Source organism: Paraflavitalea devenefica, assembly GCF_011759375.1.
In the GTDB taxonomy this organism is placed as follows: domain Bacteria; phylum Bacteroidota; class Bacteroidia; order Chitinophagales; family Chitinophagaceae; genus Paraflavitalea; species Paraflavitalea devenefica.
The window spans coordinates 774,497-788,042 of record NZ_JAARML010000001.1; the positions used below are offsets into that span (position 1 = coordinate 774,497).

Below are 13,546 nucleotides of genomic sequence, written 5' to 3' on the forward strand. Positions count from 1 at the left end.
TCCCCACTTACCACTTGCTGTTTTCTTACTGAAATCCGTTCTGCTGAAAATACAGTAAGATATGGTCTTTCAGAAAATTTTCCTGTTCTACCATATTGAATTCCGGCAGGGGCTTCAATTGTTTAAAATGCGGCCATCCGTCCTCATCCACCGATTCCAGCTCATAGTAACCACTTTGCGATAAGAGGGAGCATACCGCCACGTGCATGAGGTCCTGTTTCTGTTCTTTGGTGAATTTGGCGCGTATGTCACCAAATTCCTGTATACCGATGAGGAATAAAATAGTTTCCATGTCGGGCTTTTTGCCAAACCGCTCTACCAGGCTGGCTTCAAGGTTCCACCAGCGGCTCTGCAGATCATCCTGTGCTTGCATGGCGCAAAGATAGGAAGCTTATTTTTGTGAAAAAGGCGGCCATGACGATTACAAAAGATGAATACACGATTTCTACCAACAAGGATATATTAAACATTCCCTACATTCATGCTTTTCTTACTACTTCTTACTGGGCAGAAGGGATCCCGGTTGATACGGTACAACGGTCTATAGCCGGATCCCTGTGTTTTGGCGTTTATAAAGGCGAACAACAGGTGGGTTTTGCCCGGGTGATCTCGGATGAGGCAACCTTCGCTTACCTGGCGGATGTATTTATTGACGAAACAGAGCGTGGTAAAGGGCTGAGCAAATGGCTGGTGGAAGTGATCCTGCAGTATCCCACGCTGCAGGGTATCAGGCGTTTTGAGCTGCGCACCCGCGATGCGCATGGCCTGTATGCCCAATTCGGATTTACGCCCCTTACCAACCCGGAGATCTATATGCTGATCCGTTTCCCGGATGTGTATAAACAGCTTTAGGAATACAAGCTGTGAGCGGCGAGCAATGAGCGGTTGTGGATGACATAAAATCTGTGCAAATCCGTCAAATCCATCAATCCACGTTTATCTTTGCCACAAATTTGATTTTCGATGTTACAGGTAGCATTTATACGCCAGCACACTGAGCTGGTAAAGGAACGACTGGCAGTTAAGCATTTTAAAGAGTTGCAACTGGTAGATGAGATCATTTCGCTGGATGATGAACGTAAAAAGTTACAAACCGAATCCGAGAATACGCAATCGAAAATAAATACGACTTCCAAGGAGATCGGCGCCCTGATGGCAAAAGGACAAAAAGCGGAAGGCGATGCCAAAAGACAGGAAGTAGCCGCCTTAAAATCAACCCTGCAACCCATTGCCGAGCGGCTGGCCACTGTGGAGAAGCAATTGCAGGATACGATCACTAAACTCCCCAACCTGCCATCGGCGAATGTGCCCCGCGGCAGAACGCCGGAGGAGAATGTTATTGTGCGCGAAGGCGGTCAGAAGCCCCTCCTGCACAATGGCGCTGTTCCACACTGGGACCTGGCCAAAAAGTTTAACCTGATCGATTTTGAGCTGGGCAATAAGATTACCGGCAGTGGCTTTCCGGTATATATTGGCAAGGGCGCCAAACTGCAACGCGCCCTGATCCAGTATTTCCTGGATTATAATACAGCGGCCGGCTATACAGAGTATATGCCCCCGCTGATGGTGAATGAAGCGTCTGCTTTTGGCACCGGTCAGTTGCCGGATAAGGAAGGGCAGATGTATTTTGTAACGGAAGATAATTTCTACCTGATACCTACGGCCGAAGTACCGGTGACGAATATTTACCGCGATGAGTTGCTGAAAGAAAGCGACCTGCCGGTTAAGATGACCGCCTATACCCCCTGCTTCCGCCGCGAGGCCGGCAGTTATGGCAAGGACGTACGCGGACTGAACCGCCTGCACCAGTTTGACAAGGTAGAGGTGGTTCAACTGGTACATCCTGATAAAAGTTATGCCGTACTGGAAGAAATGGTGAACCATGTAGAAAAGCTGCTGCAGGAACTGAAGTTGCCTTACCGCATTTTAAACCTGTGCGGCGGCGATATGGGCTTTACTTCGGCGCAGACCTATGACTTTGAGGTGTACAGCGCCGCCCAGGAAAAGTGGCTGGAGGTAAGTTCGGTATCCAATTTTGAAGCCTACCAAACGAACCGCCTGAAGGTACGTTTCAAAGACAGTAACGGCAAGAACCACCTGGTACACTCCCTGAACGGCAGTTCGCTGGCCCTTCCCCGTATCCTGGCCTGCCTGCTGGAAAATAACCAGGCGGAGACGGGTATACAGTTACCCCCTGTGCTGCACAGTTATCTGGGCTACACATCTATTGATTAAGTAATCTGTTCATTTATTTTAATGTCAGTATTCGTTATTAGAGCGCAATAATTATATTGCGCTCTACCTTTTTTATACCACCTAAACTATAATCCCCATGAAGTTTGCCATTACCGCACTTACCATTACGGGTATCTTATTTTCACTCAACAGCCAGGCGCAGCTTAATAAAGGAGAAAAGATGCTGGGGGCTTCCCTCTCCTATATAAGCAATAAGCTGGAATATGTAAGTGACCGTACCATAAAAGCATCTCAATTTAATATCCAGCCTTCAATAGGATTTGGCCTAGGGAAGAACTGGATTGTGGGAGGCATGATCGGTTATAATTATACCCATCAAAAACAGGAAAGAGATGGCATGGGTGTGGAAGAGGCAATTAAAACAAACATCTTTGGTATAGGAGCCTGGACCAGAAAGTTCTACCCGCTCCTGGACAAATTTGGCATTTATGGCCAGGGCAATTTCGCTGTAGGTTTTGGCAAAGCCAAGAGGGAGCCATCCACTTTGTTTGTTTCTACAAAATCCGATGTCAGTGCTTTCAATGCCAATATACAGCCTGGCTTTTATTTCCTTCCTGGTAAAAAAGTAATACTCGAAGCTACGTTTGGGATGATTGGCTATACTTCCACAAAACAGGATTACGAAGTAAATACCCCTTTTTGGGATATCAACAATTCTGAGTTTAAATTTTCGATTACTGAAGGATTAAGTTTCGGCGTGAAGTTCATTCTGTAACCATCTATCATTATATAATCACCTATTCGAAACCGTTAACATTTCATTTTGCTTAACATAAATCTGTGTGAAAGGAAGTAAGGATTGTTCTTTACTTCCTTTTTGCTTTTCATATTTGTGCCACACTAAAACAAACACACGTATGAAAATCAAAGCTCTACTCTTATGCCTTACTGTTATTACTTCCGCCACCTGCCTGCAGGCACAAATCCAAAAAGGAGATCTATTATTGGGTGCTACCCTCGGATTCAATTCCAACAATAACAACGGCGGCAATTATTCCAGCTCCAATACCAATCTTTCTCCACGCGTAGCACTGGCCATAGGTGAAAATTCGGTATTGGGACTGCGGACGAATTTTGGCTATTACACTTCGAAATCCGAGCTATCTGATCAGAAGAGCAGGGGCACTACTGTAGGCGCCTCCGCATTCTGGAGACGGTATATGCCCATCAAAAAACAACTGGGCTGGTACCTGGAAGCCAACGGAGGCGTAAACTTCTACAGGGCTGTTTCTTACTATTCAAACACCAAAAGCAAGACCACTACCACGCAGTACGGAGCCAATGTAATACCGGGCATCTATTACCAGGCTTTGCCCAGGTTATTGGTCAATGTCGACTTCGGCGGGTTGAATTACACTCATGGGAGAAGTAAAATGGATGGAGCTCCTGTTGGCAAGGCCTCCAGTATAAATTTCAATCTGCTTAGCAATTTCACGTTTGGTGTTGATTTTATACTGGGCAAGAAATAAAAGATATGCCTTTCTACTAATGTGCTTACCGCTGTTACCGTATCAGCATAAACGTACCTTTCTGATCATGGATCCGCCCGGTGAAGTCTTTACCGCGCACCACCCATACATAAGTACCGGTGGGCTGGGGCTGGCCCTTAATAGTGCCGTCCCATCCCTCTTTGGGATTGGTGGAGTGATACACCAGTTGTCCGTAGCGGTTAAAAATGCGGAAGAAATAAATGTCTGTCATACCTACGGCCGTCATGCGGAAGCGGTCGTTCCGCCTGTCGCCATTGGGTGAAAATACATTGGGTATGTAAATAGCCGGCCCTTTGAATACTTTAATGTGGATGGTATCCGTGGAAGCGCATCCCATGGGCGTGTAGGCGGTGAGCACATAAGCAGTACTCTTTTTGATCAATGCAATGGGGTTGGCAATGGAGGGGTTACTTAACCCATCTGCCGGCGACCAGGTATACAGTAATCCGCCCGAACCCTGTAAGGGCAGCGGATGATTGTCGGTTACCACGGTATCATTACCGGCAAATGCATTGGTGGCATAGATATTAATCAACCTGCTGATGGTATCGGAGTAACAGCCATTATCGCCCAGGGCATATAATTTTACAGTATAGGCGCCTCCCTTGCTGTAAGTATGTTGCAGGCTGGTGGAACTGCCCCTGGCGCCATCGCCCAGGTCCCAATACCATCGCTGTATAGAAATGGCCGGATCAAGGTTATTGGCCGTAAAGGTAACCGGCACCCGGAAGCAGGTATCAGAGAAATCCATGTCTACCACCGGCGAAGGCGACATGATAACGGATTGGGTTACCGGATCAGATACACATCCTTCTTTTGTTTTCACCTGCAAACTGATCGTATGCGGACCCAATGGAAATGCCTGTTGAAAAGCAGGGCTGGTATTTGTAATGACCGACTGGCCATTGTTGATATTCCATTCCCAGCTATTGATGCTGCCGTATTGCACACCGGAAGTATCTGTAAAAATCACGGTGTTGCCATCACAGAATGAACCAGGCGGAAAGCCGAACCTGGCTACCGGTTTTGAGCCAACGATGATATTGGTTTTAAAGGTATCGGACAAGCAGCCATTATTGCCCAATATGTTCAGCTTTACCTGGTAGTTGCCAGGCGCAGGATATACATGCGGATCAGGCGTCTTGACTGAATCAATGGTGCCATCGCCAAAATCCCAATACCATTTTACGATGGTGCCAAAGGATGCTGAATTATCATTGAACTGGATGGGAGTGGGGAAGCAGGTAAGTTGATCCGGCGCCATGGCGAAGCCGGGATTCAGGGAGGTGCAAAACCGCTGGCGGTTATAGGAGCCGCCGGTACCGGCTGTAAATCCCCAGAATACCAGGGGATCATTGTTAAATACCTGGGATACCAGGTCAATGGTAGCCTGAACCCGTTCTACTCCATCTACCTGGGCCGACAATGTTTTGGTGGTTGCATTCCAGATGACGCGGAAAGTATGCCATTGGCCATCTTCAATGTTGTTATTACCCGACAGCACAGATACCGGCCCTGCCAGGTTATTGGAAGTGGTGTGATTGATGTCTCCATCACGGTTGATGGAAATATGGTCATACGCGGGATCACTCTGGTTACCGTTCTGCCAGGTATCAATCGGAATGCCGATAGAAGGTGTTACCCCTCCAAACCCCATTCCTTCGCCGGTGGAACCAATGCTGACACTGATGTTTTGTAATACAAAGACGATCCCGTCGGCCCCATCGGCGTCGCGGGAGCCCAGGTTGATGTTGAATTTGTAATCGAAAGACTGGTTGAGGTCTATTTTGTTCTTGTTCCAGACGGAACCGGATTGGGTATTTTGTTCGTTGGTAAGTGTGTAGCAGTTACAGTTTTCACTATAGGCAGCGCCATTGGTATGGTAGGGATTAGCGGACTGCGCCATCAGCGCATTACTGAAGGATAGCCATAGCAGCAGGTATAGCAGGCAAGATCTCATGAAAGCAGCAGTTCCGCTGAATAGATTAGTGTTAAATGATATTTATAGCCCTGGTATAAAGAAAACACGGCCGGACCAGTAACGATCAGACCGTGTTTTATACATCATCGGCCACCTGCAAGCAGCCTACGACAGTTAAACTGAAAAGTTCAGAGAACGAACAACTTAAATGTATCCGCCAATAACTATTCCCAGCCTTGTTTTGCCACACCGGCTTTAATGGCAGCCAGCGCTTTCTCTTCACCCAGCAGGGTCGTTAATTTATTACCCTTGCCATCGTGCCCCTGTGCCATATAAGCCCCTTTAGCGGTTTTAGTAATCACTGCATCCTGAATAGGTACTCCTTTCTCCTTTGTCTTTACATTGTATGCAGTAAGTTGTACATCTGCCATAATAAATACTTTAAATGGTTAGTAAAATAAGTCTTATCCTTCAAAAATGCGACCGGATTGGGTTTAAAGGATCAATAAATATACAGCTTTTTGTAACACAGGCTTATGCGTGCTGATTTTCAATCATTTGATATTAACAAAACCTTGTCCGGCCCTTCCCGGCTAAATGTATTATTTTAATGCGCTTATTATCAAATACCCCACCACCAACATGAAAAACATTGTCCTTTTTTTCCTGGCCGCCACAGGTGTCTTATCACTGCAGGCGCAGCCCCAAAAATCCCTCAATGCTTTCAGCAAGATCAGCCTGGCTGAAAAACCGTTTACCCTAACCGGCACTTTTGTGGGTTATAACCCGGCTGTTGATTCTTTCCGGTTCTGTGAAGTGATCTATAATCACCTGTACAAGGATGACCAACAAACCCATGTGGGTGAGATTGATAAAGATGGACGGTTCAGCATTACTTTCCCTTTGAACCGCCCGCAGGAGATCATGTTTAGCTTTATGGAAACAATGAGCTCGTTTTATGCCATACCCGGCTCTTCGCTGGATATACAATTAGACCTGGCGGCCATTAAAGCGATCAGTAAGCTTCCTTTCCCGGAACAGATTAAACTAAGAAATCCCCTGACCTTTACCGGCACCTATGCGCAGCTCAATAAAGAATTGAATGCCTTCAGGCCACTGCAGTTCGCCACCATATCTTACGTGGAACATTATCCCCTGATAGATTCACTGGACCAGACGGCTTATAAAGCCTATCGCCTGGGCGTGATGCAGCGCCAGTTGGATACACTGGCCGCTTTCAATCAACGAAACAATACCAGTTCGGAATTCAGACAGTATATGATCCAACATCTCCGCTACCATGCAGCCGAAGACCTGCTGCGTTACCGGTGGATGCATGGCCGAAAAACAAAACAGCCGAAGGTTCAGCTTACACCGGAATACCTGGATTTCCTGGATAATATGACGGTGAATAATGAAGAAGCAGTGATCACCGAGAATTACGGCAAATTTTTAAACGAGTACAATAACTTTTACAACGCGCAAAAGTCTTCGCAGACTACGTTCAGTTTGGAATTGTTTGTTGCCTATCTGAAGCAGGCAGGAAAACCGGTTACTGCCAAAGAAGAACAATTATTTAAGAAGCCCGCCGCCGGACAGGACCAAATTCAACTGATTGAATCATTTCTTGAAAAATACCAGGCAGAACAGCAAGAATTTTCAGCAACGCTTCTTTTTAACCAGCAAATAGACTCCCTGGCATCGCATATTCCACCGGGTATTGGCAGGGATATTATTTATGCCCAGGTGATAAATGAGTATTTAAACACTTCCCGCATTCCTCTTACCAATACCGCCATGGATAAATTATCTGGCAACATAACCAATGCCAACCTGCGGTTGCAGGTAATCCGGGATAATGAGCGCTTGCGCAATGTGCTGGCCGGTAAGATGACAGACGCCACCCATGTACGTACTGCCCTGCAGGTGAGCAGTGACAAGTTTTTTGATGAACTGGTAAAGCCTTACAAGGGCAAAGTAGTGTATATTGATTTCTGGGCGCCCTGGTGCGGCCCCTGTATGAGTGAAATGCCCGAATCAAAAGTACTGCAACGGGAGTTGGCCGGCAAGGACGTGGTGTTCCTGTATATTGGCCTTAGCTGCACGAAACAATCCTGGGAGAATACGATCAAGGACAAGGGGATAGAAGGCGAGCATTATTTTGCCAACGACAACGACGGTAAACTATTATCTGATAAGTTCAATGTTTCCGGTATACCCCATTATGTACTGGTAGATAAGAACGGGAAAGTAGCCGATGATAAGGCCATGCGGCCCAGCGATAAAACAAGGCTGCTGAAGAAGATCAATAGTCTGCTGAAGTAACAGCTTATATAAAAAGGGTGGGCCATCTTTGGAAGGTGACCCACCCTTTTCAATTATTTATTGATTACCGCAATGAGCTCGCATCTACTCTTGAAGGAGTATCTCTCCCTGCTATGATTGAAGTAGAACTGAGTGCAATGGCCTTGATGATCTCTGTCATGTTCTTCATATCCAGTGTTTCAAATTCATCATCGAGGGTATGATAGAATTTTTCACTGTCCATTTTGGAGGTGGAGATGGTATGTGCAGGCACACCGAGCCTCGCCAGGGTAGCATTGTCTGACCGGTAGAACAGTTGTTGCTGCGGGTAGGGATCGGGATAGAATTTAAAGTTGGTGCCTTCCAGGTTCTTCTCCAGGATCTTTCCCATATCCGTTTTCTCGTACCCGGTGATAAAGGCTGAATTATTACCCCATTTGCTATCGGTGCCGATCATTTCAATGTTGAACATGGCCATGACTTTGGCAGGATCAAACTGGCGGGAGAAGTATTGTGAGCCAAAACCACCGGACTCTTCTGCGGTGAAGGCGGCAAATACGATGGTGCGCTCATTGTTCTTTTGCTGAGCAAAGTAATGCGCCAGCATGATAACGGCCGTAGTGCCGGCGGCATCATCATTGGCCCCGTTATAGATAGAATCACCTGCTGCATTGGGCTTGCCGATACCAAGGTGATCATAATGGCCCGAGAAGATGACGTATTCTTTCTTTTTGCTTTTACCCGGCAGGATGCCTACCACGTTTTTCAGCGGCATAACAGTTACCTCCTGTGTAAATGCCACACTGTAGGTAGCGGGATCTTCCATCGTGAGCAATGCGATGATATTGGACTCTGGCGGGAAAGCAGTGGAACGGCGTTTCAGGTTGTTGAACTGGCCCCTGGCATTGGTATCTACCACCAGCAGGTAATTGCCCTTTGTTTTGGTCAAACGCCCATACACCGCATACAGGCTATCTTTAGACACCTGCATTTTTTTATACTTCGATTGTTGGGTAATTGTCAGGTTGGGTTTTGCTGTAACACCTACAATATCTTTTTCTTCTATCGCTTTTCCATTCACCATACCACTTGCTGCCACAAACTTTGTACGGAGCATGGTAAACGCCTGCAGAAAGGATTTACCTTTTGCAGGCTTCAGACCCGCTTGCTTAAATTCCGCAGCAATGAAAGCGGCGGCCTTATCAATGCCGGGCGTAAAGGGCTTACGTCCCTGCATGTCATCGGCCGAGAGTATACGTTCTACACGCGCTACTTCGGTTTCATTAATGACCTGGTCAATGGATTGGGAAAAGCTGAGGTGACCCATAACAAGGAGGGCACCCGCCAGTGTTATTTGCTTAATCATGCGGTAAATATAGAGGTTAAGGTTTAATACGCAGAGTCCCCTGCGGGAGACTCTGCTGAGAACAGAGTGTTATTTGCTTAATCATGCAGTAAATATAGGAGTTAAGGTGTATGCGGCCAGTATTTATAAGCTCATCATTTCCTTGAACTTCACGGTCTGCCTGCGGCTCACTTCTATCTTCTCCCCGCCTTTCAGTTCCAGCAGCAGGCCGCCATTGAAGTAGGGTTCAATTTTATCAATCAGCCGGAGGTTGACAATGTGCTTACGGTTGGCACGGAAGAAGGTTTTCTCATCCAACCTTTCTTCCAGTGCATTGAGCGATTTCAGGATCAATGGCTTATTGGGACCAAAGTATACTTTGGCATAGTTGCCTACGCTTTCAAACAAACGAATATCGGACAGCTTCACAAACCAGCAGCGCTCGCCATCCTTTACAAATACCTGGTCATTCTCGCTTAGGATGGAACGGTTTACATTCAGCGGTATGGGACTGCTGGTATCTCCGCGCTCATCCTGCATGTGCAGTTTCTGGATAGCATCTGCCAGGCGTTTGGGCTCCACCGGTTTGAGCAGGTAATCCAGCGCATTGACCTCAAAAGCTTTCAGGGCATATTCATCATACGCCGTGGTGAAGATCACATTCGGCGTTCTGTCCAGCTCCGACAGCATATCAAAACCGGTCTTACCGGGCATCTGTATATCCAGGAAAACGAGGTCGGGATTAATGTGCTCTATCTTCTCAATGCCTTCTCCGGCATTGGCTGCTTCTGCCACCACTTCAATTTCCGGAAATTCCATCAGCAGCTTTTTCAGTTCATTCCTTGCCAGCCGCTCGTCATCGATAATAATCGCTTTGATCATAGATCCTTATTTTATTTCAACAGGGATTAGAATTCTCGCTTCTACCAGTCCGTCTACCTGCTTAATTTCAAAGTTAGCTTTTTCACCAAATAATAGCTGTAACCTGTTTTTGGTACTGGACAACCCAAACCCATCTCCGTTAATATGGCCATTGAGGGAGCCTGAATTCAATACGATCAGCTCATGGAAGTCATTTTTAAAGTCGGAGATCACTTTCACAATACCGCCGCTGATCTGCTTGCCGATGCCATGTTTGATGGCATTTTCTACCAGCGTCTGCAACATCATGGGCGGCACGGGTTGGTCGAGCGTATCTTCATCAATCTGGTATTCTATGCGGAGGCGGTCTTCAAAACGTATATACTCCAGCGCCAGGTAGTCTTTTACAATATTCAGCTCTTTCTCAAAAGGAACGGTTTCCAGTTTTTCGGCCTGCATGCTGCTGCGCAGGATATTGCTCAGCTCTGTAATCGCATTCCGGGCGCGGTTGGGATTTTCATCAATCAATGCCCGTATGCTGTTGAGGGCATTAAAGATGAAGTGGGGATTGATATGCGACTTGATGGTCTTGAGCTCCAGCTCTTTGACCAGGGATTCCAGTTTTAAAGTATCTACCTGCTGGCGACGGCTTTTTTCAATGTAGTGATAGAAGTAATACAGCAGCGTCCAGGGGATCATGAAGATACCAATGTTGAGTACATTGGCAAACAGGCGGGTGGAGAAGTCCAGCTTACTCTTGTTCTCAAATTTAAACACTTCATAGGCGCCCAACACGAGTAAACCATACAGGATACTGGTGATGACCACCGCAGCGGCCAGCCGGGTAACCATTTTTTCAATGGGCAATAAGAGCCAATTGGTGCGTTTGAGAAACTCCCGCAGGATATGGGTACTCACAATGCCCGATACGATGTAGATCAGTATCCGGTAGAGATAAGCATTGGATATTTCCTCTTTGAACGTAAAAGCATAGAACAACATGGAAAGACCTACCAGGCCCCAGCCACCTATCTGGCAAAGCCAGTAATATGAATTTCTTTTCGCCATCTCAGAATTTGGGTCTAAGCAAAACTATACATTTGGATAGCCCTCCTGCCGTATTTTGGATATATGGCTTAAATAGCCGGGCTATCGGCAGGCTCAAGCTACCTTTTTTGGCGCTCAATGTACGCCATTCTATTAAAAATCAATCCAATATATCCAACCGGGGCACCCTTTTAGTCCAGGCTCCCGATAAAAGGCTGTACAGGAATTCCTAAGCAAATCCCAAAAAGCCGGAATCCCTGAAATTCAACCTATAAAATAGTATTTTTGAGCCATAAATTTTTCCCTGATGGAAATTGCTCCCGGTCCCTTACTCAAAACCATTCAGTCTCCTGCTGCTATCAAACAACTAAGCAGGGAACAGCTTCATCAGTTGTGCGATGAATTACGTCAATATATCATTGATGTAGTGAGTGTTCACGGTGGTCACTTTGGCGCCAGCCTGGGCGTGGTAGAACTTTCTGTAGCCCTTCATTATATTTATAATACTCCTTACGATCAACTGGTTTGGGATGTAGGTCACCAGGCTTATGGACATAAGATACTGACCGGCCGCCGGGATAATTTCAGCACCAACCGGAAATACAATGGCCTGAGCGGTTTCCCAAAACGCAGTGAAAGCGAATACGATACTTTTGGCGTGGGGCATTCTTCCACCTCCATTTCCGCTGCACTGGGTATGGCGATGGCCGCCAAACACAAGGGGGAAAACCGTAAGTCGGTAGCTGTTATTGGTGATGGCGCCATGACTGCCGGACTGGCTTTTGAAGGCATGAACCATGCCGGGGTGACCGATGCGGATATGTTGATCATCCTGAATGATAACAATATGAGCATTGACCCCAATGTGGGCGCCCTGAAGGAATACCTCACCGATATTTCTACTTCCCATACTTATAACCGCTTAAAGGATGATATCTGGAAAGCGCTGGGTAAGCTGCCGGTAGGTAAGAATTTTACCCGCGATATGGCGAGTAAACTGGAACACAGCGTTAAAGGATTTGTGAATAAAAGCAGTAATCTGTTTGAGGCGCTGAAGCTCCGTTATTTCGGCCCTATTGACGGGCACAATATCACCAAGCTGGTAGATACCCTGCAGGACCTGAAAAAGATACCCGGCCCCAAGCTGCTACATATTATTACGGTGAAAGGCAAGGGGTATTCATTGGCCGAGAAAGACCAAACCAAGTGGCACGCACCCGGCCTGTTTGATAAGATCACCGGGGAGATCTATAAGAAGACGTTTGAAACGAAACAGCCTCCCAAATACCAGGATGTATTTGGCCATACGATTATAGAACTGGCGGAAAAGAATAAAAATGTATTTGGCATTACGCCGGCCATGCCTTCCGGCTCTTCCCTGAAGTTCATGATGGAGCAAATGCCCGACCGCGCTATTGACGTAGGTATTTGTGAGCAGCATGCGGTAACGCTCAGCGCCGGTATGGCCACCCAGGGACTGAAGGTATTCTGTAATATTTACTCTTCTTTCATGCAGCGCGCCTATGACCAGGTGGTACATGATGTAGCCATACAAAAGCTGCCGGTGATCTTCTGCCTGGACCGTGCAGGACTGGTGGGGGAGGACGGACCTACGCACCACGGCGCTTATGATATTCCTTATTTCCGTTGTATCCCACACATGGTGATCAGCGCGCCGATGAATGAAAGCGAGCTGCGCAACCTGATGTATACGGCCCAACTGGACAGTAATGAAACACATCCTTTCGTGATCCGCTATCCGCGTGGCGAAGGGGTGATGCCCGAATGGAGAACGCCCTTTGAGGAGATTCCCATCGGCAAAGGCCGCAAGTTGAAAGATGGCGATGATGTAGCCATTCTTTCCCTGGGCCATCCTGGTAATTTTGTGACCACTGCCATCCGCGAACTGAAGACAGCAGGACTGAACCCGGCGCATTATGACATGCGTTTTGCGAAGCCGCTGGATGAAGCCCTGCTGCATGAAGTGTTCAGCAAATTTGACAAGGTGGTTACTGTTGAGGATGGTACTATTGTTGGTGGATTTGGCAGTGCGGTACTGGAATTCATGGCGCAGCACAATTACCATGCAACGGTGAAGATGCTGGGTATCCCCGACCGCCTGGTAGAGCATGGAACACCCAAAGAACTGCACCGCGAATGTGGCTATGATGCCGCCGGCATTGCACAAACCGTACGGGAGCTGATGAAAGACAAAGTAACCGTAGGGTCACTGTTACAGTAATAGCTGTGAGCGACGAGCAAACCTTCAGGAATCTTTAACAGCATTTTGCCACTATTCGTTTATGGAGTAGCGTTCTTATG

General features: G+C 47.0%; 12 protein-coding genes. 6 read left to right on the plus strand and 6 right to left on the minus strand.

Annotation, left to right across the window (positions count from 1 at the left end; translation table 11 throughout):
- Positions 1-25 precede the first annotated feature (25 nt).
- On the minus strand, positions 26-373 hold the full coding sequence (locus HB364_RS03000; protein ID WP_167286411.1) for a hypothetical protein: 348 nt from the start codon (positions 371-373) through the stop codon (positions 26-28).
- A gap of 41 nt (positions 374-414) precedes the next feature.
- Between HB364_RS03000 and HB364_RS03005 the strand changes: the two genes are divergently transcribed.
- The 4 genes from HB364_RS03005 to HB364_RS03020 all read left to right on the plus strand — a co-directional run bounded on the left by HB364_RS03005 (position 415) and on the right by HB364_RS03020 (position 3,725).
- On the plus strand, positions 415-852 hold the full coding sequence (locus HB364_RS03005) for a GNAT family N-acetyltransferase (RefSeq protein ID WP_167286412.1): 438 nt from the start codon (positions 415-417) through the stop codon (positions 850-852).
- A gap of 111 nt (positions 853-963) precedes the next feature.
- Positions 964-2,235 carry a serine--tRNA ligase gene (gene serS, locus HB364_RS03010; protein ID WP_167286413.1) on the plus strand — a complete coding sequence of 424 codons (1,272 nt, stop codon included), beginning with the start codon at positions 964-966 and terminating at the stop codon, positions 2,233-2,235.
- 97 nt (positions 2,236-2,332) lie between these two features.
- Positions 2,333-2,971, plus strand: coding sequence for a hypothetical protein (locus HB364_RS03015; RefSeq protein WP_167286414.1), 639 nt, complete (start codon positions 2,333-2,335; stop codon positions 2,969-2,971).
- Positions 2,972-3,113: 142 nt separating this feature from the next.
- Positions 3,114-3,725, plus strand: coding sequence for a hypothetical protein (locus HB364_RS03020; RefSeq protein WP_167286415.1), 612 nt, complete (start codon positions 3,114-3,116; stop codon positions 3,723-3,725).
- Between the two features lie 34 nt (positions 3,726-3,759).
- On the opposite strand, the gene HB364_RS03025 is transcribed toward HB364_RS03020, so the two are convergent.
- Entirely contained in the window at positions 3,760-5,706 is a 1,947-nt protein-coding gene (locus tag HB364_RS03025; RefSeq protein WP_167286416.1) for a lectin-like domain-containing protein, read from the minus strand.
- Between the two features lie 185 nt (positions 5,707-5,891).
- Positions 5,892-6,098, minus strand: a complete 207-nt coding sequence (locus tag HB364_RS03030; RefSeq protein ID WP_167286417.1) for a hypothetical protein — start codon at positions 6,096-6,098, stop codon at positions 5,892-5,894.
- 211 nt (positions 6,099-6,309) lie between these two features.
- Between HB364_RS03030 and HB364_RS03035 the strand changes: the two genes are divergently transcribed.
- Positions 6,310-7,992, plus strand: coding sequence for a TlpA family protein disulfide reductase (locus tag HB364_RS03035; protein WP_167286418.1), 1,683 nt, complete (start codon positions 6,310-6,312; stop codon positions 7,990-7,992).
- A 64-nt stretch (positions 7,993-8,056) separates the two neighbouring features.
- Here the strand turns inward: HB364_RS03035 and HB364_RS03040 are convergent, their stop codons facing one another.
- The 3 genes from HB364_RS03040 to HB364_RS03050 form a co-directional block, all read right to left on the minus strand.
- Positions 8,057-9,337 (minus strand): M28 family peptidase, encoded by a 1,281-nt coding sequence (locus tag HB364_RS03040; protein ID WP_167286419.1) that lies wholly within the window; start codon positions 9,335-9,337, stop codon positions 8,057-8,059.
- 123 nt (positions 9,338-9,460) lie between these two features.
- A complete protein-coding gene (locus HB364_RS03045; protein WP_167286420.1) occupies positions 9,461-10,198 on the minus strand; it encodes a LytR/AlgR family response regulator transcription factor in 738 nt (245 codons plus the stop codon).
- 6 nt (positions 10,199-10,204) lie between these two features.
- Positions 10,205-11,245, minus strand: a complete 1,041-nt coding sequence (locus tag HB364_RS03050) for a sensor histidine kinase (RefSeq protein WP_167286421.1) — start codon at positions 11,243-11,245, stop codon at positions 10,205-10,207.
- Positions 11,246-11,531: 286 nt separating this feature from the next.
- Here HB364_RS03050 and dxs point away from each other — a divergent pair, with 286 nt between their 5' ends.
- A complete protein-coding gene (gene dxs, locus HB364_RS03055; RefSeq protein WP_167286422.1) occupies positions 11,532-13,466 on the plus strand; it encodes a 1-deoxy-D-xylulose-5-phosphate synthase in 1,935 nt (644 codons plus the stop codon).
- The last annotated feature ends 80 nt before the right edge of the window (positions 13,467-13,546 follow it).

Excerpts from the sequence above, each read along its gene's own strand:
- serS (WP_167286413.1), top strand. The coding sequence starts at position 964 with ATGTTACAGGTAGCATTTATACGCCAGCACACTGAGCTGGTAAAGGAA.
- HB364_RS03050 (WP_167286421.1), bottom strand. The coding sequence starts at position 11,245 with ATGGCGAAAAGAAATTCATATTACTGGCTTTGCCAGATAGGTGGCTGG.
- HB364_RS03040 (WP_167286419.1), bottom strand. The coding sequence starts at position 9,337 with ATGATTAAGCAAATAACACTGGCGGGTGCCCTCCTTGTTATGGGTCAC.
- dxs (WP_167286422.1), top strand. The coding sequence starts at position 11,532 with ATGGAAATTGCTCCCGGTCCCTTACTCAAAACCATTCAGTCTCCTGCT.
- HB364_RS03015 (WP_167286414.1), top strand. The coding sequence starts at position 2,333 with ATGAAGTTTGCCATTACCGCACTTACCATTACGGGTATCTTATTTTCA.
- HB364_RS03025 (WP_167286416.1), bottom strand. The coding sequence starts at position 5,706 with ATGAGATCTTGCCTGCTATACCTGCTGCTATGGCTATCCTTCAGTAAT.
- HB364_RS03000 (WP_167286411.1), bottom strand. The coding sequence starts at position 373 with ATGCAAGCACAGGATGATCTGCAGAGCCGCTGGTGGAACCTTGAAGCC.
- HB364_RS03005 (WP_167286412.1), top strand. The coding sequence starts at position 415 with ATGACGATTACAAAAGATGAATACACGATTTCTACCAACAAGGATATA.
- HB364_RS03030 (WP_167286417.1), bottom strand. The coding sequence starts at position 6,098 with ATGGCAGATGTACAACTTACTGCATACAATGTAAAGACAAAGGAGAAA.
- HB364_RS03035 (WP_167286418.1), top strand. The coding sequence starts at position 6,310 with ATGAAAAACATTGTCCTTTTTTTCCTGGCCGCCACAGGTGTCTTATCA.
- HB364_RS03020 (WP_167286415.1), top strand. The coding sequence starts at position 3,114 with ATGAAAATCAAAGCTCTACTCTTATGCCTTACTGTTATTACTTCCGCC.
- HB364_RS03045 (WP_167286420.1), bottom strand. The coding sequence starts at position 10,198 with ATGATCAAAGCGATTATTATCGATGACGAGCGGCTGGCAAGGAATGAA.